At 71.5% G+C, this 19,469-nt stretch carries 18 protein-coding genes; 9 read left to right on the top strand and 9 right to left on the bottom strand.

What is annotated here, in order from left to right:
• The 5 genes from IMZ35_RS27740 to mptB form a co-directional block, all read right to left on the bottom strand.
• Entirely contained in the window at positions 1 to 3,807 is a 3,807-nt protein-coding gene (locus IMZ35_RS27740) for a patatin-like protein (protein WP_199444155.1), read from the bottom strand.
• A 53-nt stretch (positions 3,808 to 3,860) separates the two neighbouring features.
• Positions 3,861 to 4,097, bottom strand: a complete 237-nt coding sequence (locus IMZ35_RS32010) for a DUF397 domain-containing protein (protein ID WP_199444154.1) — start codon at positions 4,095 to 4,097, stop codon at positions 3,861 to 3,863.
• Positions 4,094 to 4,333 (bottom strand): DUF397 domain-containing protein, encoded by a 240-nt coding sequence (locus IMZ35_RS32005; protein WP_199444153.1) that lies wholly within the window; start codon positions 4,331 to 4,333, stop codon positions 4,094 to 4,096. Before IMZ35_RS32005 ends, IMZ35_RS32010 begins: the two co-directional genes overlap by 4 nt.
• Positions 4,290 to 5,201 carry a DUF5753 domain-containing protein gene (locus IMZ35_RS27725; RefSeq protein WP_199444152.1) on the bottom strand — a complete coding sequence of 304 codons (912 nt, stop codon included), beginning with the start codon at positions 5,199 to 5,201 and terminating at the stop codon, positions 4,290 to 4,292. The genes IMZ35_RS32005 and IMZ35_RS27725 overlap by 44 nt, the downstream gene beginning before the upstream one ends.
• Positions 5,202 to 5,307: 106 nt before the next feature.
• Positions 5,308 to 6,933 carry a polyprenol phosphomannose-dependent alpha 1,6 mannosyltransferase MptB gene (gene mptB / locus IMZ35_RS27720; RefSeq protein WP_307868906.1) on the bottom strand — a complete coding sequence of 542 codons (1,626 nt, stop codon included), beginning with the start codon at positions 6,931 to 6,933 and terminating at the stop codon, positions 5,308 to 5,310.
• Positions 6,934 to 7,048: 115 nt separating this feature from the next.
• Here mptB and IMZ35_RS27715 point away from each other — a divergent pair, with 115 nt between their 5' ends.
• Genes IMZ35_RS27715 through IMZ35_RS27680 form a run of 8 tightly spaced genes read left to right on the top strand, consistent with a single transcriptional unit; the run spans position 7,049 to position 13,771 of the window.
• Positions 7,049 to 7,834 (top strand): helix-turn-helix transcriptional regulator, encoded by a 786-nt coding sequence (locus IMZ35_RS27715; RefSeq protein ID WP_438816907.1) that lies wholly within the window; start codon positions 7,049 to 7,051, stop codon positions 7,832 to 7,834.
• Complete coding sequence (sufB, locus tag IMZ35_RS27710) at positions 7,831 to 9,288, top strand: Fe-S cluster assembly protein SufB (protein WP_199444150.1); 1,458 nt, start codon at positions 7,831 to 7,833, stop codon at positions 9,286 to 9,288. Before IMZ35_RS27715 ends, sufB begins: the two co-directional genes overlap by 4 nt.
• 1 nt (position 9,289) lies before the next feature.
• Complete coding sequence (sufD, locus tag IMZ35_RS27705; protein ID WP_199444149.1) at positions 9,290 to 10,474, top strand: Fe-S cluster assembly protein SufD; 1,185 nt, start codon at positions 9,290 to 9,292, stop codon at positions 10,472 to 10,474.
• Positions 10,475 to 10,476: 2 nt separating this feature from the next.
• Positions 10,477 to 10,797, top strand: coding sequence for a non-heme iron oxygenase ferredoxin subunit (locus tag IMZ35_RS27700; protein ID WP_229373498.1), 321 nt, complete (start codon positions 10,477 to 10,479; stop codon positions 10,795 to 10,797).
• A gap of 31 nt (positions 10,798 to 10,828) precedes the next feature.
• The gene (sufC, locus tag IMZ35_RS27695; protein WP_199444147.1) at positions 10,829 to 11,602 is read left to right on the top strand and encodes a Fe-S cluster assembly ATPase SufC; all 774 of its coding nucleotides are present in this window, start codon (positions 10,829 to 10,831) and stop codon (positions 11,600 to 11,602) included.
• Positions 11,603 to 11,657: 55 nt separating this feature from the next.
• Entirely contained in the window at positions 11,658 to 12,938 is a 1,281-nt protein-coding gene (locus IMZ35_RS27690; protein WP_199444146.1) for a cysteine desulfurase, read from the top strand.
• A gap of 3 nt (positions 12,939 to 12,941) precedes the next feature.
• The gene (gene sufU, locus IMZ35_RS27685; RefSeq protein WP_199444145.1) at positions 12,942 to 13,388 is read left to right on the top strand and encodes a Fe-S cluster assembly sulfur transfer protein SufU; all 447 of its coding nucleotides are present in this window, start codon (positions 12,942 to 12,944) and stop codon (positions 13,386 to 13,388) included.
• Positions 13,385 to 13,771: a metal-sulfur cluster assembly factor gene (locus IMZ35_RS27680; RefSeq protein ID WP_199444144.1), complete on the top strand. Its 387-nt coding sequence runs from the start codon at positions 13,385 to 13,387 to the stop codon at positions 13,769 to 13,771. The genes sufU and IMZ35_RS27680 overlap by 4 nt, the downstream gene beginning before the upstream one ends.
• Positions 13,772 to 13,839: 68 nt before the next feature.
• Here the strand turns inward: IMZ35_RS27680 and IMZ35_RS27675 are convergent, their stop codons facing one another.
• The 4 genes from IMZ35_RS27675 to IMZ35_RS27660 form a co-directional block, all read right to left on the bottom strand.
• Positions 13,840 to 14,544, bottom strand: coding sequence for a Tse2 family ADP-ribosyltransferase toxin (locus tag IMZ35_RS27675; protein WP_438816909.1), 705 nt, complete (start codon positions 14,542 to 14,544; stop codon positions 13,840 to 13,842).
• A 5-nt stretch (positions 14,545 to 14,549) separates the two neighbouring features.
• Complete coding sequence (locus IMZ35_RS27670) at positions 14,550 to 15,176, bottom strand: hypothetical protein (RefSeq protein WP_199444142.1); 627 nt, start codon at positions 15,174 to 15,176, stop codon at positions 14,550 to 14,552.
• Positions 15,177 to 15,358: 182 nt separating this feature from the next.
• A complete protein-coding gene (locus IMZ35_RS27665; RefSeq protein ID WP_307868903.1) occupies positions 15,359 to 16,501 on the bottom strand; it encodes a carboxylate-amine ligase in 1,143 nt (380 codons plus the stop codon).
• A 100-nt stretch (positions 16,502 to 16,601) separates the two neighbouring features.
• On the bottom strand, positions 16,602 to 17,717 hold the full coding sequence (locus tag IMZ35_RS27660; protein WP_199444141.1) for a lycopene cyclase family protein: 1,116 nt from the start codon (positions 17,715 to 17,717) through the stop codon (positions 16,602 to 16,604).
• A gap of 94 nt (positions 17,718 to 17,811) precedes the next feature.
• Between IMZ35_RS27660 and IMZ35_RS27655 the strand changes: the two genes are divergently transcribed.
• The gene (locus IMZ35_RS27655) at positions 17,812 to 19,062 is read left to right on the top strand and encodes an aspartate aminotransferase type Ic (protein WP_199444140.1); all 1,251 of its coding nucleotides are present in this window, start codon (positions 17,812 to 17,814) and stop codon (positions 19,060 to 19,062) included.
• Positions 19,063 to 19,469 lie beyond the last annotated feature (407 nt).

Here is a 19,469-nt window from a genome sequence, read left to right as displayed (position 1 = left end):
TCACCCTCCCGCGGTCAGCTTCTCCCGGATGCGCTTCGCGACGACCCGACCGGCCCGGCTCAGCTCCAGGTCCTGCGGACGCGTCCGGTCGTCGCCGACCGGACGCACCAGGTAGCGGTAGAGCATCGCGTGCCCCTCCAGCCGCTGCCGCAGCACCACCTCGACCTGCGCGAGGTCCGGGTAGACCGGCGAGATCGCCTGCTCCACCAGCGCGTCGGAGATCCGCGACCGGCCGCGCCTGGGCACCAGCCAGGTCGTCACCAGCAGCAGCACCAGACCGAACACCAGCGCGGTGCCCATCGCGGTCAGCGCCCACGCCTGCTCCGGGCGCACGATCACCAGCACCGCGCCGATCACCAGGAACACCACGCCGTAGACCACGGCCCACCCCGCCGTCGCGGCCTCCGGCGGCTCGGCCCGCTCGGTCGTCCACCCGTCCTCGTCGCGCCGCCAGCGCTGCAACGACAGGCCGCCGCGCAGCGCGGCACGCCACCCGAACAGCACGCTGCCGACCGTCACCAGGATCGCGAGGCCGTCGCGCAGCCACCGCACGTCGTGCAGGCGCAGCGCCAGCACCGCCCACACCGCACCGGCGAGCACGGCCAGCACCACCACCGCCACCCACGTGGACCGGCGGCGCAACCGGGCGAACAGCCGCCGCCGCAACCGCAGGTCCGCCAGCACGGCCAGCGGCGTGCGCACCGGGGACGGCAGGCTGCCGATGACCAGCAGCGCGGCCACCACGGACAGCACCCCGCCGACGGTGACCGCGCCGGTGATCACCTGATCGCTCGTCGACGAGTCGCCCGCCGCCGTCCGCACCCGGTCGAAGGCCAGCACCGCCAGCGGGATCACCGGCGCCAGCAGCACCAGTCCGTGCAGCAGCGTGCCCGAGCGCAGTGCCGCGTAGCCGAACGCGGCGAGCAGCGCGGCGCTGCCCAGCGACGCCGCCGGAGCGGTGGCCCAGTTCGGCAGCAGCCCGAACACCGCCGCCACCAGCAGAGCGCCACCGGCGGCCAGCCCGCCCAGGCCGAGGAACTGCGCGAGCTTGCCGCCCCTGGTGAGCCCGGTGATCACCCAGTACGGCAGCAGGGTCGCGCCGCGCACGCCCCTGGTGATCGGCTTCAACGGCGCGAGACCGGAGCGGCTGCTGTCCGCGACCGTCACGGCCACCGCCGCCGCGGTGGCCGCCGTGCGGATCAGCTGATCGCTGCCCGCCTCCTGGCCCAGCGGTTCCCGGCCGATCCCGGCGCGGTCGAACGCCCGCAGCGCGTCCATGCCGAGCGCGGCGGCCGCACGCCCCTCCCGCGCGAAGTCCGGCGGGGACTCCAGCCGGTGCAGGAGCCGCTCGTGCTCCTGGAGGAACAGCTCACCGCGCGAGCGCGGGTCGGCGCCGTCGACGCGGTCGGCGAGGATCGCCTGCCGCAGCCGCGGCAGCTCCTCGACGGCGATCCGCAGGTGCAGGCCCCACGCGGCCAGGTCGGACAGCGCCCGCAGCGAGGGCGGCAGGTCCGTCGCGCCGGGCTCGCGCTCGTGCACCGAGGTCAGCTCGTCCTCCGCGGCGGCCACCAGGTCGGCGATCTCCGGCACCACACCGCCGAACAGCGCGTCGACCAGCGCGGCGACCTGCGCGCACGCCCTCTCCCGCGCGGTGCCGCCGGTACCGGCCATGAGGTCCACCCGCCGCAACCGCCGCGGGTCGAACAGCACCCGGCACAGCATCGTCGCGCCGTCCAGGCGACCCCAGATCCAGTCGTTGACGCGCCAGGAGCGCTTCAGGAAACCGGAGAACCGGCTCAGCGCCGCACCGCCCGCCTTGTCGTCGGCGGTCAGGCTGTGCACGGCGAACGCGTTGCGCGTCTGGAGGCTGACCTGCACCAGCTCCACCGGCTGGTCGGAGCCGTCGTGCGAGTCGTCGGCCAGGCACGTCGCGGCGATCTCCAGCGCCAGCACCCGCGACAGCCACACCTCGCCGTCGGTGCCGGTCTCCCCGTCGACCCGGTCCTCCTTCAGCAGCACCTTCCAGCAGTGCAGCCCGCCCAGTTTCAGCCGCTCGTCGTCGGTCAGGCCGACGAGGATCGTCCGCGCCTCGGCCAAGACGCGCGCCACCTCGTCGACCTGCTGCCGCACCTGCCGCCCGGTGGTGTTGTCGCCCGGACCGATCACGTTCTCGGCGTAGGCGGCGAGCCGCCGCGTCCAGTACGCCTGGTCCATCGCCCCCGGCTCGACGGCCGTCCACAGGTGTTCGAGGTTCTCGCGCAACCTCTTCAGCTCGGCCCGCGCCCGGTGCAGCTCGGTGCGCAGCACCGCGATCCGCCCCTCGGGACCGCCGCCGCCGTCGGGCACCACCCACACCAGGCGCTTGAGCACGTCCAGCACCGCGGAGGCGAGCCGCTCGGCCATCAGCACGCCCCACGGCCAGCCCTCGCCGAACGCGGTCGGCGGCGGAGACGCCGGAACGTAGGGCAGCACGCCGTGGTCCTTCAACCAGGCCCGCTGCGCCGCCTCGGCCGCCGCCCGCACCCGCTCGAACGACCACACCGCGGTGCTCGCCCCCTGCGGCCGGGCGCGCTCCGAGTCGAACTGCCGCATCGTCAGGTCGCGGGCCGCCTGCCGGATGCGCACGTCCTCGTAGTGGTCGTGGAGCGTGTGCGCCAGCGTGTAGAGCTCCCGCGTCACGGTGATCGGCCGCTCGTGCCCGGTGCCCGCCTTCAGCGCGAGGCGCTCCAGCAGCGCGTTGCGGTCGCTGCGCCGCGCCGCCGCGACCCGGTTGTGCTCCTCGACCCGCTCCACGTAGGTCCGGCTGCTCTGGCTCGTCAGCGCGCCCAGCAGGTCACCGCCCGCGCCGAGCGTGCTGGGCATGTCGTCGTGCCGGTGCGCCGGATCGTGCGCGCCGTCCCGCTGCGCGTGCGGGAACACCAGCAGCATCACCCGCCGCACCGGCCCGTCGGCGGGCATCCGGTCCACGGCCTCCAGCGCTTCCCGCGTGGGGGTGTTGACCAGCACGCCGCCGTCCACCGCGAACCGCGAGCGGTCCGAGCCGTCCTCGGCGGCCCACGACGCGACGTCGCCCATGTCCGGCCGGTCGGCGACGGCCGGGCCGTTCACCGGCACGAACGACGGCTCGAACGCGAACGGGAACGACGCCGACGAGCGCGCGGCCAGCGCGAGCTGCCGCACCCGCAGCGGGAGCGTCTCGGGGCGGAAGTCGTCGCGGGTGTCGGCGTTCGGCGGCGCGGACCAGTCGTAGGCGTCGCGGCGGAAGGAGAAGCTGCCCTGGTGCGCGGACTGCACCAGCGCCTGGCCCAGGTCGTCGTGGGTCGTCTCCGACACGCCGGACAGCAGGGTCGTGGTGATGCGCAGGTCGATCGGCCGCTCGTGCGGCAGCGTCGGCTCGAAGTCGGTGGTGAGCCGCTCCAGCGCCTCCTGGAGGCGGGGCAGGAAGAACTCGTCGCCCTTGAGCAGCGACACCGGCTGCCCCTGGAACGGCGTGCGCAGGAGCTGCTCCATCCTGCCCTGCTCGGCCCACAGGTCGCGCAGCCGCGACAGATCGGCTCTGCGGTTCACCTGCGACAGCGCGAGCGCGGCCCCGTTGATCCCGCCCGCCGAGGTGCCCGTGATGACGTCCGCGCGGGCGCTGCACCCCACCATCGCCAGCAGCCGCTCGTAGTCCGATCCGGCGCGGGTGAGCCGGTCCAGCTCCAGCACCACGCCGCCCATCCACACGGCGAGACTCACCCCGCCGTTGAGGACCACCGCGAACCGGATCTCCTCCACCGGCACCGCGGACGCCGCGTCCTCCGTCATCCCGACCTCCCGTGGCCCGCCCGGAACGCCCCGATCCTCCCAGCCCGTACCGTTCAGTCGCGAGACCCCCACGCGCAGTTACGCGAGTTGAGCGTTCGGGCACCCCGAGTGGAGCGTTCGGGCACCCCGAGTTGAGCGTTCAGGAACCCGAGCCAAGCCTCGGCGGAGAAGGCGAGGTCGGCCACGGGGTTCTTGGAGTCCCGCACGCCGACGTCACCCCCGAACGCCACCTCGACGCAGTTCTCCTGGCCGGTCCCGCTGTAGCTGCTGGTGCGCCACGCCCTGGTCATCGGAGTCCTCTCGCCGGTCCTGCGGGTTCGCCGGTGGTCGCGCGTAGATGATCAGACACCACCAGCGGCACGCGCGGTGAGCAGCGGAGGAACCCACGCCAAGCTTCGAGCGTGAAGGCGAGTTCGGGCACGGGGTTCTTGGAGTCCCGCACGCCGACGTGCCCCCCGAACGCCACCTCGACGCAGTTCTGGTCACCACCCCCGCTGTAGCTGCTGGTGCGCCACGTCCTGGTCATCGGAATCCCCTCGCCGGTCGTAGACGTCCGCCCAGTGGGCGAACACCGACCTCGATCGTCCCGCGTCCAACGCCAGATCGGCCAGCACCGACTGCTTGCGCTGGTAGAAGTCGACCGCGTGGTCGTCCTCCAGAAAGACCGTCGCGGTGTCGGTCTCGGAGTACGCGACCGGCTTGACCGAGTCGAACTCCATCAGCACCGAGGAGTGCATGAGGTAGGGGTGGTTGCCTGCCGCCATCGGGATGACGCGGGGTGTGAGCAGCCTCCAGTCGCACATGAAGGCGAGCCGCATCATCTGGTCGTGCATCACCTTCGCTCCACCGACGGCGGTGCGCAGCGCTGTCTCGTGGATGAAGAACTCCGTGACGGGAGATCGTTCGCTCGCCAGGATCTCCTGTCGGTCGATCCGGGCGCGGACCTTGAGATCGACGTTCTCCTGAGTGGCCTCGCCGAACTTGCCGATCATCGCGGCGGCGTAGTCCTCGGTCTGGAGCAGTCCGGGAACGATCATCGGCTCGTAGCTGCTGATCGCCCGCGCCGCGCGTTCGTGGATGATCAGGCACAGCAGCGAGTCCGCCAGCTTCCCGAAGTGCGGCCGGACGAGGTACCCCGTGTCGTGCTCGCGGGCCAGCCGCAGGACGCGGTCCCGCGTGGCCTTGTCGGAGCCCAGCCTTCCGAGCAGCACGGCGAGTTCGACGTCGCTGGTGCCGCGCCAGCCGCCTTCGAGCTTGGAGAGCTTCGCGGGCGACCACTCCAGCTCCTCGCACACCGCGCTCCCGCCCACCCGCGCGCGTTCGCGGGCACGGCGCAGCTCCTCGCCCAGCTCGCGGCTCTGCACGGTGGTGACGCGCCGTTTCGGCTCCCTCATGCCGGTCGAAGCTAGCGGCCCACCGCCCGTCCACCACGGTTCTGGCCCGCTGTTCCACCGCAAAGGATCACCTCGGCGCAACCTTTGGCCAGCGGTACGAGAGGTGTCAGCGCTGAGGCGGGAGCACGTCCGGCCGCCACAGCGGCTGGAGCGGTTTGCGCGCGAGGAACAGGCACACGGCGAACGCCACGACCGCGCCCGTCACGGCCTGCGGCACGGTGTAGGCGCGACCGTCGAACGCCGACCCGGTGGGCGGCAGGATGACGGCGATGACGGCGCTGGTCGCCGCGGCGAAGGTGCGGAAGCGCTTGGCGACCACGGCGGTCGCGAGCGGCAGCGCCGCCCACAGCACGTACCAGGGTTGCAGCACCGGACCGAGGACGAGCACCGCGCCGATGCCCGCGCCGAGGCCGTTCAGCGCCTTGATGCGGCCGCGGAACGCCTTCCACAGCAGCGTCGCCACGAGGACCACGCTCACGCCCTGCCCGATGATGCGGGTGATCGCGATGGTGGACTCGGTGTGGTTGCCCAGGCCGAGCATGATGCCGGTGCCACCGGCGAGGAAGCCCAGCGCGGTCGGTGGCGACATCCAGCTCTTGACGGTGCTGGCGGTGTTGAGCGTCGACGTCCAGCCGAAGCCCAGGCCGGTGCCGACGCAGGTGACCACCAGCACCGTGCCGGACACGACCAGCATCACCAGGGCGACCTTCACCAGGTGCCCGAAGCCGCCGCCGAGCCGTCGCGCGACGATCACGCCGAGGAAGCCGAGCGCGAGCGCGGCGGGGATCTTCACCGCCGCGCCGAGCGTGATCACCGCCGTGCCGACGGCGATCCACACGATCTCGTCGCGGCTCAGCGGCGGCGGGACCGAGCCCCGCCTCACCACCGGCACCCTGCGCAGCGCCAGCTCGATCCCGACGAGCATCAGGCCGATCGCGAGGCCGTCGTTGTGCACGCCGATGACCACGTGGAACAGCACCAGCGGGTTCGCCGCGCCGAGCCACAGCGCGCCCACCGGCGGCACGCCGAAGCGCCGCGCGAGCCTGGGCAGCGCCCACACGATCAGCGCCAGGCCGATCAGCGCCAGCAGCCGGTGCAGGAACACGCCGGTGAGGACGTGGTTGCCCGAGACCGTCGCGATGATCCGGCCGGCGGCGAGGAACAGCGGGCCGTAGGGGGCCGGGGTCTCGCGCCAGATGTTGGGCACGTTCGTGGTGAGCGGGTGGTCCACCCCCAGCGCGTTCGCCGGGCCCAGCTCGTAGGGGTCCTGCCCGCGCGCGGCGATCTCGCTCTGGGCGAGGTAGCTGTAGACGTCCCGGCTGAACATCGGCAGGACGAACACCAGCGGGGTGATCCACATGAGCAGCGTGCGGTCCATCTGGCTGCGCGACGCGAGCCGCGGCCGTCCCGGACGGGTGAACCGGCCGAGCCACAGCCAGGCCGAGACGATCATGAAGATGCCGCTCCAGGCGATGCCCATCGCCACGCTCGGCATCCGCGCGAACAGGCCGAGCACCGGCGTGCCGGGCAGCGGGCTGAACACGGGGGCGGCGCCGGCGCCCAGCGACCCGACGGCGAGCAGCAGCGCGCCCATCGTGCCCCAGCGGCGCACCACGTCGAGCTGGCGCCGCTCGGAGCCGTTGAGCGGTCCGGCCTCGCCCGCCCCGTCGCGGTCCGCCGTCCTCAGGCCACCGTCTCCCGGATCACCGTCTCCCACTCCGCCCGCCTCCACGTGCGCAGCGTAGCGATCGACGCCCGCACCCCCCGGCGGCACGTCGCGGGTGAGCCACGTCACCCGTGAGGCACGCGTCTTTGCCACCCGAGAGCAAATAAGCAACACTGGTGTTGTGAAAAACGTCGGGACCGCCGCGCCGCACGCGCACACCCCGGACGAGCCCACGGGCCCGGCCGCGGTGACGCTGCACGCGGACGGACGGACCCGGCACGGCGTCGCCCGTCTGCTGCTGGAACGGGGACCCGTCACGGCCGTCGAGGTCGCGGAGGCGCTCGGGATCAGTCCCACCGCCGTCCGCCGGCACATCGACGCGCTGGTGGCGGACGGCGAGGCCACGAGCAGGAACGCCCCCCGGAGCGGCCAGCGCGGCCGCGGACGTCCGGCGAAGCTGTTCCTGCTCACCGAGTCGGGACGGGCCCGCTTCGGGCACGCCTACGACGACCTCGCGGTCGCCGCGCTCCGGTTCCTCGCCGAACAGGGCGGGGAAGAGGCGGTACGAGCCTTCGCCGAGAGGCGGGTGCTCGCACTCGTCGACCGGCACCGGGCGTCGATCGTGTCCCAGCCCGGTCCCGTCGACGGGGCCAAGGCCCTCGCCAGCGCGCTGACCAGGGAGGGTTACGCTGCGTCGGCGCGTCACGTCGGGGCCGGGGAGCAGCTCTGCCAGCACCACTGCCCGGTCGCACACGTGGCAGCCGAGTTCCCGCAGCTGTGCGAGGCCGAGACGGCGATCTTCGCCGACCTGCTCGGCACGCACGTGCAGCGCTTGGCGACCATCGCGCGCGGCGACGCCGCGTGCACGACGCACATCCCGAACACCGCACGGATCACCGCCGGTGGAGCCGCCGAGCACGACGGCGCCACCGGTCACCAGACCCCAGATGGAGGGGAGCCCGCATGACTGCCGCTGCCGAGCAGCGCACGCCCACCACGGCGCAGTCTGAGCCGCTCAGCCAGGAGGAGACCCTGGCCAGCATCGGCAACTACGAGTTCGGCTGGTCCGACTCCGACGTGGCCGGTGCGAGCGCTCGCCGAGGTCTGAACGAGGACGTCGTTCGGGACATCTCGACGAAGAAGAGCGAGCCCGAGTGGATGCTGGAGCACCGCCTCAAGGGCCTGAAGCTCTTCGAGCGCAAGCCGATGCCGAACTGGGGCGCAGACCTCACCGGGATCGACTTCGACTCGATCAAGTACTTCGTCCGGTCGACCGAGAAGCAGGCGACGACCTGGGAAGAACTGCCCGAGGAGATCAAGAACACCTACGACCGGCTGGGCATCCCCGAGGCGGAGAAGCAGCGCCTCGTCGCCGGTGTCGCCGCGCAGTACGAGTCCGAGGTGGTCTACCACCAGATCAACGAGGAGCTCGAGGCGCAGGGTGTCATCTTCATGGACACCGACACCGGCCTGAAGGAGCACCCGGAGCTGTTCCGGGAGTACTTCGGCTCCGTCATCCCCTCGGGTGACAACAAGTTCTCCGCCCTGAACTCGGCGGTGTGGTCCGGCGGCTCGTTCATCTACGTGCCCAAGGGCGTGCACGTGGAGATCCCGCTCCAGGCCTACTTCCGGATCAACACCGAGAACATGGGCCAGTTCGAGCGCACGCTGATCATCGTCGACGAGGGTGCCTACGTGCACTACGTCGAGGGCTGCACGGCGCCGATCTACTCCTCGGACTCGCTGCACTCGGCCGTCGTGGAGATCGTCGTGAAGAAGGGCGGCCGCTGCCGCTACACGACGATCCAGAACTGGTCGAACAACGTCTACAACCTGGTCACCAAGCGCGCCAAGGCCGAAGAGGGCGCGACCATGGAGTGGGTCGACGGCAACATCGGCTCCAAGGTGACGATGAAGTACCCGGCCGTGTTCCTCATGGGCGAGCACGCCAAGGGCGAGGTCCTCTCGATCGCGTTCGCGGGCGAGGGCCAGCACCAGGACGCGGGCGCGAAGATGGTCCACATGGCGCCGCACACCTCCTCGACCATCGTGTCGAAGTCGGTGGCCCGCGGCGGTGGCCGCACGTCCTACCGCGGCCTGGTCCAGGTCAACAAGCGCGCGCACCACTCGAAGTCCACGGTGAAGTGCGACGCGCTGCTGGTCGACACGATCAGCCGGTCGGACACCTACCCCTACGTCGACGTCCGCGAGGACGACGTGTCGATGGGGCACGAGGCCACGGTCTCGAAGATCTCCGAGGACCAGCTGTTCTACCTGATGTCCCGCGGCCTCAACGAGGACGAGGCCATGGCGATGATCGTGCGCGGGTTCGTCGAGCCCATCGCGCGCGAGCTCCCCATGGAGTACGCCCTCGAGCTGAACCGCCTGATCGAGCTGCAGATGGAAGGGGCCGTCGGCTGACATGAGCGTGTCAACTGACAAGCACGGCCAGCACGGCCTGTCCGACCACTCGCACGGCGCCGGGGCGGTCGTCCCGGTGTCGTCGCGGGCGGACCACTTCGCCTCCTTCGACGTCGACGCCTTCGAGGTGCCCGGCGGCCGCGAGGAGATCTGGCGCTTCACCCCCCTGAAGCGGCTCGCGGGCCTGCACTCCGGTGCCGGGGCCACGGGCACCGCCACCGTCGAGGTCACCGCGCCGGAGAACGTCGTGGTCGAGACCGTGCGGCGCGGGGACGAGCGCCTCGGCGTGGCGGGCACCCCCGGTGACCGCGTCGCCGCCCAGGCGTGGAGCTCCTTCACCGACGCCACCCTCGTGACGCTGCCCGGCGACGCGAAGGTCGACCCCACCGTCGTCACCGTCACCGGCGCCGGCGCCGGGAAGGTCGCCTACGGCCACGTCCAGGTGCACGCGAAGCCGTTCGCCGAGGGCGTCGTCGTCCTCGACCACCGCGGCTCCGGCGCGTACGCCGACAACGTCGAGCTGGTCGTCGGCGACGGCGCGCACCTCACGGTCATCGCGGTCCAGGACTGGGCCGACGACGCCGTGCACGTGTCCTCGCACCACGCGAAGCTGGGCCGCGACGCGACCCTGCGGCACACCGTGATCACGCTCGGCGGCGACGTCGTGCGCCTCACCCCCACGGTGACCTACGCCGGTCGCGGCGGCGACGCCGAGCTGCTCGGCCTGTACTTCGCCGACGCCGGTCAGCACCTGGAGCACCGCCCCTTCATCGACCACGCGGTGGCGAACTGCCGCAGCAACGTCGTCTACAAGGGCGCGCTGCAGGGCCAGGACGCCCGTACCGTCTGGATCGGCGACGTGCTGATCCGCGCGGCCGCCGAGGGCACCGAGACATTCGAGCTGAACCGCAACCTGGTCCTCACCGACGGCGCCCGCGCCGACTCGGTGCCGAACCTGGAGATCGAGACCGGCGAGATCGAGGGCGCGGGCCACGCCAGCGCCACGGGCCGGTTCGACGACGAGCAGCTGTTCTACCTCCAGGCCAGGGGCATCCCCCAGGACCAGGCGCGACGGCTGGTCGTGCGCGGTTTCTTCCACGAGATCCTGCTGAAGATCACGGTTCCCGAGGTGCGCGAGCGTCTGGAGGCCGCGATCGAGGCCGAGCTGCAGGCGGTCGGGGCGTGAGCATGGCCCGCGCGTGTTCCCTCACCGAGCTCGACGACCGCAAGCCGCTGGCCGTCGAGCTCGGCGAGGAGGACACGCCGGTCGTGCTCGTCCGCGACGGCGAGCAGGTGCACGCGTTGCGCGACGTGTGCTCGCACGCCGAGATCTCCCTCAGCGAGGGAGACGTGTCGAAGCGGGGGATCGAGTGCTGGTTGCACGGTTCCTGCTTCGACCTGCGCACGGGAGCCCCGTCGTCGCCACCGGCCACCGAGCCGGTCGACGTGTTCGCCGTCGAACTGCGCGACGGTGACGTCTTCGTCGACGTCGCCGTCACCACCAACTGACCTGCCGTCACCACAGGAGAACCAAGCAGTCATGGCCACGCTGGAAATCAAGGACCTGCACGTCTCGGTCACCACCGAGGACGGTCCCAAGGAAATCCTCAAGGGCGTCGACCTGACCATCCGGTCGGGCGAGACGCACGCCATCATGGGCCCCAACGGCTCCGGCAAGTCCACGCTGTCCTACGCCGTCGCCGGTCACCCGAAGTACCACGTGACCTCCGGTTCGGTGACGCTGGACGGCGAGGACGTCCTGGAGATGAGCGTGGACGAGCGCGCTCGCGCCGGTCTCTTCCTCGCCATGCAGTACCCGGTCGAGGTCCCCGGTGTCTCCATGTCGAACTTCCTGCGCACCGCCGCCACCGCGGTCCGCGGCGAGGCCCCGAACCTGCGCCACTGGGTCAAGGAGGTCAAGGGCGCGATGTCCGACCTGGACATCGACCCGGCCTTCGCCGAGCGCAGCGTCAACGAGGGCTTCTCCGGCGGTGAGAAGAAGCGCCACGAGATCCTCCAGCTGTCGCTGCTGGCGCCGAAGATCGCGATCCTCGACGAGACCGACTCCGGTCTGGACGTCGACGCGCTGCGCGTGGTCTCCGAGGGCGTCAACCGCTACAAGGAGTCGAGCGAGGTCGGCGTCATGCTGATCACGCACTACACGCGCATCCTCAAGTACATCAAGCCCGACTTCGTGCACGTGTTCTCGGCCGGTCGCGTCGTCGAGTCCGGCGGCCCCGAGCTGGCCGACGTGCTGGAGAACGAGGGTTACGTGAAGTACACCGGGAAGCAGGAAGTCGCCAGCATCGGCTGACGTTGCACCTGGTGGACCCGAACTGAGCAGAACTGTTGAGAGGGGGCGTCGAGCAGTGACGACCACGACTGCTGCGCCGCTGGACGTCGCCGCGCTCCGTGCGGACTTCCCGATCCTGGGGCGCACGGTGCGCGACGGCAAGCGGCTGGTCTACCTCGACTCCGGCGCCACCTCGCAACGCCCGAGGCAGGTGCTGGACGCCGAGCGGCTGTTCCTGGAGACCGCGAACGCGGCCGTCCACCGGGGGGCCCACCAGCTCGCCGAGGAGGCGACCGACGCCTACGAGGGCGCGCGGTCCCGCATCGCCGACTTCGTCGGCGCGTCCGCCGACGAGCTGGTGTTCACCAAGAACGCCACCGAGGGCGTCAACCTCGTCGCCTACGCGATGGGCAACTCGGCGACGGCCGGCCCCGAGGCCGCGCGGTTCGTGCTCGGCCCCGGTGACGAGATCGTCGTCACCGAGATGGAGCACCACGCGAACCTCGTCCCGTGGCAGCAGCTGTGCCTGCGCACGGGCGCCACGCTGCGCTGGTTCGGCGTCACCGACGACGGCAGGCTCGACCTGTCGAACGTCGACGAGCTGATCACCGAGCGCACGCGGGTCGTGGCGTTCACCCACCAGTCGAACGTGCTCGGCACGGTCAACCCGGTGAGCGTGCTCGTCGAGGCCGCCAGGAAGGTCGGCGCGCTGACGCTGCTGGACGCGTGCCAGTCGGTCCCGCACGCGCCGGTCGACCTGCACGCCCTCGGCGTGGACTTCGCCGTGTTCAGCGGCCACAAGATGCTCGCCCCGTCGGGCATCGGCGTCCTCTACGGCCGCCGCGAGCTGCTGGAGGCGCTGCCGCCGTTCCTCACCGGCGGCTCGATGATCGAGATGGTGCACATGGCGTCCTCGACGTTCGCACCGCCGCCGATGCGCTTCGAGGCCGGTGTCCCGATGACGTCGCAGGCCGTCGGCCTGGGCGCGGCCGTGGACTACCTGAACGCGATCGGCGTCGAGCGCATCGCCGCGCACGAGCACGTGCTCACCGAGGCCGCCCTGCGCGGCCTGGCGGAGATCCCCGGCGTGCGGATCGTCGGCCCCACCGAGGTCGTGGACCGCGGCGGCGCGGTGTCGTTCGTCATCGACGGCGTGCACCCGCACGACTCCGGTCAGGTGCTCGACAGCCTCGGCATCGCCGTCCGCGTCGGCCACCACTGCGCGTGGCCGCTGCACCGCAGGCTCGGCGTCCCCGCCAGCGTGCGGGCGAGCTTCTACCTCTACAACGATCTCGACGAGGTCGCCGCGCTGCTGGACGGTGTCCGCGAGGCGCAGCGGTTCTTCGGGGTGGGATGAGCGATGCAGCTTCAGCAGATGTACCAGGAGATCATCCTGGACCACTACAAGAACCCGCACGGCCGCGGTCTGCGCGACCCGTTCGACGCCGAGTCGTTCCAGGTCAACCCGACCTGCGGTGACGAGGTGACGTTGCGGGTCAAGGTCGACGGCGACACCGTCACCGACGTCTCCTACGACGGCCAGGGCTGCTCCATCAGCCAGGCGTCCACGTCCGTGCTCACCGACCTCGTCGTCGGCAAGCCGGTGGGCGAGGCGATGGAGAAGCTCGACGCGTTCGTGGCGCTCATGCAGAGCCGCGGCACCGTCGAGCCGGACGAGGACGTCCTGGAGGACGGCATCGCCTTCGCGGGCGTGTCGAAGTACCCGGCGCGCGTGAAGTGCGCGCTGCTGGGCTGGATGGCGTTCAAGGACGCCGTGTCACGGACCGAGGGAGCGAAGACGGCATGACCGAGGACGTGATCCGAGGCGTGGAGGGCCTGCCCGAGCCCCCCGCGCCCAAGGCCGAGGTGGCCTCGCTCGACGACCTCGAGGAGGCCATGCGCGACGTGGTCGACCCCGAGCTGGGCATCAACGTCGTCGACCTGGGGCTCGTGTACGACATCCGCGTGGACGAGAAGAACACCGCGCTCATCGACATGACCCTGACCTCGGCGGCGTGCCCGCTGACCGACGTCATCGAGGACCAGACGCGCGCCGCGCTCGTCGGCGGTCCCGGCGGGGGCCTGGTGGACGACTTCCGCATCAACTGGGTGTGGATGCCGCCGTGGGGCCCCGAGAAGATCACCGACGACGGCCGGGAGCAGCTCCGAGCGCTGGGCTTCACCGTCTGACCGCGAGATGAGCCTTCGGGAGCCCGCGACACCACCGGTGTCGCGGGCTCCCGCGCGTCCGGCCCCGCTCACTCCAGGTCGATGCGCGCGTGCGGGCCGCAGAAGCCGGTGACGCGGTCGAGCAGCGTGCGCAGCACCTCCGCGCCGTCCTCCTGACCGGCGTCCTCCGCCCGGTCGACGCCCGCCTCCAGCTCGGCGACGACGGCGTCCCCGCTCAGACCGGCGGCGTTGGCCGCCAGCAGCTCCTCGACCAGGCGGTCCACCGCGGCACCAGCGGCCACGGCGTCGATCCGGGCCGCCCTCTCGTCGTTCGCGCTCACGGTGCCTCCCGTCGACGGACACGGTTGCGGCGGTGCGTCGACCGTGGTCCACAACGCCGCCGTGGCGTGCACCAGATCACGGTAGTCCGACAGGGACATCGCCACACCGGGGGAGATGAACCCGTGCCCGGTGTTGCCCGGGTCGGCGACGTAGGACAACTGAGCCGGGACGAGGTCGTCCGAGTCCAGCTGCCAGACCAGCACCTTCTTGTTCGTCCCGTTCCACGGCTGGCCCGCGGGTCTCCGCCACCGCGGCAGGTTGCAGCCGCTGTCCGGGGAGACCGACATCCCCTGCGGCTTGCCCGCGTTCGTCGGGCTCACCCACGGCGCGCCCTGCTCGTCGTAGGTGGTCACGTCGGCGTCGCGCACACCGAGCTTGTCGCCGCTGTCGTCCCCGGTGAGAGGACCGTCTCCGGCGGCGTTGGGCAAGATTCCGCGGTAGAGGAGGGTCATGGTCGTCACGCCTTGTGGTTGTAGGCGACGAAGCAGTAGCTGGCGATTCCCGCCGGTTCGTCGTGCACGTCGTGCGCCGACGCGGTGACCATGTAGCAGTCGACGATCAATCCGTCGTGGAAGTTGTACCGCTTGCTGAAGGGAGTCCAGTCCAGCGATTCCTCCTTGAACCGGTCGGCGAACAGCGTGCCGAGGTTCTGGGACAGTTCGATGGAATCCTGCGGTCCCAGGGAGTCCTTGAACACCGTCTGGAGGTACGTCGTGATGTCGGAGATCCCGTTGGTCTTGTCCCACACGATGATGTCCTCGGCCGCGGCCACCGGGAGGTCACCGGTCGTCGGCTGAGAACGCAGTCCCTCGTAGTAGTAGCCGTACTGCGTGGCGAAGTTCGTCTCGCAGTAGGTCCAGGTGTCTGTGCTGATCACCGCGCCGGGATCGTCGTCCGCCGCGCTCAGGACCCTCGTCGCGCGCTCCCGGTACACCGCTCCGGCCAGCAGCGCTTCCGCGGCTTTCGCGAGAGCCTCCAGCGCGATCGGAGCCAGGATCTTGACCACGGTCTTCACACCTTGCGCCATTTCTTCCTCCACGTCGAACACCTCGCCGAGGTCGAGAAGATTCTCGACACCGGACAAGGTTGCGGGATGAAAAACAGCGTCACAAGATGCATCCGCATGAGGGCAGACAACCCTCGATCGTGTGATGAAATCACGGGCCGCGACGATCTTTAGCTAAATGGTGTGCTCGTCGCGGAGAGGCTTGGTCGATCCGGTTGATTCGCCCAGCGCGTTCTTCTCCGCGACGGCGCGGTACCGGATCAGAGCGGGTTCGTCTGCGCCACCAGCATCCCCACGACGTCCTCCAGCCGCCCGCGCCGGGAGAACGCCCTGCGCTGCCGCGCCGCCCCCGACCCGTCCAGCAGCAGCCGGTCCACTCCGTCGCTCACCAGCTCGTGCTCGCCCGCGGCCTCCAGCGCCGGCCGCACCGCGGTCAGCAGCGACGCCACCAGGTCGGCGGCTGGCACCAGCGCACCCGACAGCGGGTCCACGCCCAGCCCCTCCAGGCCGTCGCGCGCCGCGCGCCACAGCGCCACCTTCAGCAGGTGCTGCGGCACGGCGGGCGCCGGCAGCGGCGAGGTCAGGGCGGTCGCGGCGAGGGCACGCACCACGGCGGCGATCAGCGCGGCCTCGTCGACCGTCGCCGCCACGTCGCACACCCGCAGCTCCAGCGTCGGGTGCGCCGCGGACAGCCGCACGTCCCAGTACAGCATCGCCGGGTCCAGCGCCGCCCCGCTCGCGACGATCACGTCCCGCAGCGCGCGGTACTCGGCGGGGGAGCTCAGCCACGGCGGCGGACCCGCCGACGGCCACCGCCCCCACACCACGTACCGCCAGCTCGCGTACCCGGTGTCCCGCTCGTCCCAGTAGGGGGAGTTCGCGCTCAGCGCGAGCAGCGTCGGCAACCACGGCCGCAGGTGGTTGCTCACCAGGACCTTCGCCTCGTCGTCCGGCAGCCCGACGTGGACGTGACAGCCGCAGATCGCCAGGTCGTCCGTCAGCGCGCCGTACTCCTCGGACATCCGGTGGTAGCGCGGCCGACGCGTCAGCGGCACCGGCAGCGAGTCGCCCAGCACCGGCGTCCCGGTCGCGACGAGCCGCGCGCCGTGCCGCGCCGCGAGGTCGATCAGGTCCGTGCGGGCCCGCGCGAGCTGGTCCCGCACCTCCACCGCCGTGCGGCACACCCCGGTCGCCGACTCCACCTGGTAGCGCACGATCTCCGCCTGGAGGTCGCTGTCGCGCTCACCCGCGTCCGCCAGCACCTCCGCGGCACGGGTGGCGACCCTCCCGGTGCGCGCGTCGACCAGGACGAACTCCTCCTCCACCCCGACCGACAGCAGCTCCCGCGAGCCGGCACGCCGCACCCGAGCGAGGTGGTCTCCGCTGAGCTGGGCCTCACCCACTCCGCCTCCCACTGCACCCGGTGACTGTGCAAATGCTATGAGTGATGACAGCGGGACACAGGCGGCAACAGGGTTGATTCGGACGCGCGGATGGCGTCATTCACCGCGGCGACGGCACGGGCAGCACCAGACGCCTGCGCATCCCCCACGACGAGTCGAGGAACAGCGCCCCCATCGCCGCGTACACCCCGGTCACGTCGTCCCGTCCCGACAGGTACGCCCGTTGCAGGTGCGCCGGCATCCGGAAGAACGAGTCGAAGAACTCCGGCACCCGCTCCGGCGGGAACGCGAGCAGCGCCTCCAGGCCACGCCTGCGGCACAGGTGCACCAGCTTCGCCGACGGCGACCAGACCACGTCGCGGATCGCGGCGCGCACCGCCTCCCCGCCGCGCGGCAGCGCGTCGACGACCGCCGCCGCCACCTCGGGCGCGAGCCGCAGCGACGTCGCCACGCTGTACCCGGTGGCCGGGTGCACCAGCGCCGCCGCCGCGCCGAACGCCACCGAGCGCGGTCGCGGCACGTCCACCGGGAAGCGCACCAGCTCGTGCGCCGACGTCGGACGCACGCCGAGAGCCGCCAGCCTGGAGCGCAGACGCAGCTGCAACTCCCGCAGCGGCAGTCCGGGACGCCTGGCCAGCGAGGTCTCCTCCAGCAGCACGCGGTCGTCGCCCAGCGGGATCGCGTAGAGGAACGTCGGCCACCGCTGCTCGGCGTGCGGTGGCTGCCGCCAGTCCATCAGCACCGCCTCGCCCGGACCCACCACCGCCCGCGCGTCCTCCGCGCTGACCACCGTGCCGAACGCCGTCTGCTCGGCGCAGCGCCGCCGCGGGGGAGCGCCACCGGCGTTCACCACCACCGACGCGGCCAGCCGCGTGCCGTCCGCCAGCGCCACGGTGCTGCCGTGCGGACCGTGCGCGGTGCGCACCGCCTTGCCCGCGACCACCGTCACCGACCCCGGCAGCTCGTGCAGCCGCAGGTTGTCCAGCACCGCGTAGTGCCGGTCGATCCGGTGCTCCCGCAGCGCCACGGCCCGCACGTCCGTCGCCGTCGCCAGCACCGGCGTACCGGCGGGCAGCTCGTCCGCCCACGCCCCGTAGGTCGCGGTCCACCGCCGGTCCGGGTGCGGGTCGACCAGCGTCGTGCTCAGCCCCGCGTCCGCGCAGGCCCTCACCAGGGCACGACCCGCCGGCCCGCCGCCCACCACGATCACGTCCACCGGTGCCACGCTATGGGACGGCCGACGGGCCGCACGACGAGGCAGGACGTGGTCGTAGGCTCACAGCCCAGTCGAACAGGGAGAGCGCAGGCCGATGAACGCCACCAACCAGCTGGATCAGCTCCGCGAGGACCACGCCGCACTCGTCGCCGAGGGGCTGTCCCTCGACCTGACCCGCGGCAAGCCCTCGTCCGCCCAGCTGGACCTGTCCAAGCCGCTGCTGGACGTCGCGCAGTCGGAGGACTTCCGTGCCGCCGACGGCACCGACGCCCGCAACTACGGCGGTCTCGTCGGTCTGCCCGAGCTGCGCGCGGTGTGGAGCGAACTGCTCGGCGTCCCGGCCGCGCAACTGCTCGCGATGGGCAACTCCAGCCTGGAGCTGATGCACGACAGCATCGTCAACGCACTGCTCACGGGCACCACCGACGGCCCGCGCTGGGTGGACGAGCCGGTCGTCAAGTTCCTCTGCCCGGTGCCCGGCTACGACCGGCACTTCGGCATCTGCGAGCGCTACGGCATCGAGATGGTGCCCGTGCCGCTGACCGACGACGGCCCCGACCTCGACGTGGTGAAGTCGCTCGTCGCCGCCGACCCGGCGATCAGGGGCATGTGGTGCGTGCCGACGTACAGCAACCCCACCGGCACCACCTACTCCGACGAGACGGTCCGCGAGCTGGCCTCCATGCCCACCGCGGCACCCGACTTCCGCCTCTTCTGGGACAACGCCTACGCGATCCACCACCTCGGCGACGACGAGGTGCGCGTCGCCGACGTGCTCACCCTCGCCGCGGAGGCGGGCCACCCGGACCGCCCCCTCGTGTACGGCTCGACCTCGAAGATCACCGTCGCCGGTGGCGGGGTGTCGTTCTTCGGCGCGTCCCCGGCGAACGTGGCCTGGTTCCAGGCGTTCCTGCAGAAGCGGACCATCGGCCCGGACAAGCTCAACCAGCTGCGCCACCTGCGCTTCCTCCCCGACGCCGACAGCGTGCGCGCGCACATGCGCCGCCACCGCGACGTGATCCGGCCGAAGTTCGACCTCGTGCTCTCGGTGCTGGAGGAGACGCTCGGCGGGAAGGACGTGGCCACCTGGACCGCGCCCACCGGCGGCTACTTCATCAGCCTCGACGTGCCGGACGGCTGTGCCCGCCGCGTCGTGGAGCTGGCCGCCCTGGCGGGCATCGCGCTGACGCCCGCCGGCGCCACGTTCCCGCACGGAGACGACCCGAGGGACCGCAACATCAGGCTCGCGCCGACGTTCCCGGCCATCGGGGAGGTCGAGCGGGCGACCCGCGGACTCGCGGTGTGCGTGCTGCTCGCGGCCGCCGAGAAGGCGGCGAAGGGCTAGCGCCTGCGTCGCCGCACTCGTTCGGGGTGGTCCCGGTCACACCGTGCGTCCGAACGGCCCGCCCGTGCCGGTCCGGTGACCTGTTCGCGGGACGATGACCAGCGGAAACGGGGCGAGGCGAGTGAACGCACCCCCCGATTTGCTTCCCCGTTGGTCGCCGTGTAACTTTCTCTCTGCCAGCGCGGAACGGGCCGGAGAGCCGGAAGGCGACACGGAACGAGCGTGGCGGGGGTCACGAACCAAGCTCCCATCTCGGATGGTAGAGTGGATGACCTGTTAGATCAGATGCTTCACGTACGACACAGCCCCGGATTTGCCCGCGGTTTCGCTGCGGTTGATGATGGTGTGCGCGTGTTCTTTGAGAACTCAACAGCGTGCCGAATAGCCAGTAAATTGTATGAAACCTC

The organism is Umezawaea beigongshangensis, from assembly GCF_016464305.1.
GTDB classification, from domain to species: Bacteria; Actinomycetota; Actinomycetes; order Mycobacteriales; family Pseudonocardiaceae; genus Umezawaea_A; species Umezawaea_A beigongshangensis.
This window is presented reverse-complemented; position numbering and strand designations above follow the sequence as displayed.

Bases quoted from the DNA above. Each gene is read 5' to 3' on its own strand.
- sufD (WP_199444149.1), top strand. From the start codon at position 9,290: ATGAGCGTGTCAACTGACAAGCACGGCCAGCACGGCCTGTCCGACCAC.
- IMZ35_RS27700 (WP_229373498.1), top strand. From the start codon at position 10,477: ATGGCCCGCGCGTGTTCCCTCACCGAGCTCGACGACCGCAAGCCGCTG.
- IMZ35_RS27725 (WP_199444152.1), bottom strand. From the start codon at position 5,201: ATGAGGGAGCCGAAACGGCGCGTCACCACCGTGCAGAGCCGCGAGCTG.
- IMZ35_RS32010 (WP_199444154.1), bottom strand. From the start codon at position 4,097: ATGACCAGGGCGTGGCGCACCAGCAGCTACAGCGGGACCGGCCAGGAG.
- IMZ35_RS27680 (WP_199444144.1), top strand. From the start codon at position 13,385: ATGACCGAGGACGTGATCCGAGGCGTGGAGGGCCTGCCCGAGCCCCCC.
- IMZ35_RS27655 (WP_199444140.1), top strand. From the start codon at position 17,812: ATGAACGCCACCAACCAGCTGGATCAGCTCCGCGAGGACCACGCCGCA.
- sufU (WP_199444145.1), top strand. From the start codon at position 12,942: ATGCAGCTTCAGCAGATGTACCAGGAGATCATCCTGGACCACTACAAG.
- sufC (WP_199444147.1), top strand. From the start codon at position 10,829: ATGGCCACGCTGGAAATCAAGGACCTGCACGTCTCGGTCACCACCGAG.
- IMZ35_RS27675 (WP_438816909.1), bottom strand. From the start codon at position 14,544: ATGACCCTCCTCTACCGCGGAATCTTGCCCAACGCCGCCGGAGACGGT.
- IMZ35_RS32005 (WP_199444153.1), bottom strand. From the start codon at position 4,333: ATGACCAGGACGTGGCGCACCAGCAGCTACAGCGGGGGTGGTGACCAG.
- IMZ35_RS27740 (WP_199444155.1), bottom strand. From the start codon at position 3,807: ATGACGGAGGACGCGGCGTCCGCGGTGCCGGTGGAGGAGATCCGGTTC.
- sufB (WP_199444150.1), top strand. From the start codon at position 7,831: ATGACTGCCGCTGCCGAGCAGCGCACGCCCACCACGGCGCAGTCTGAG.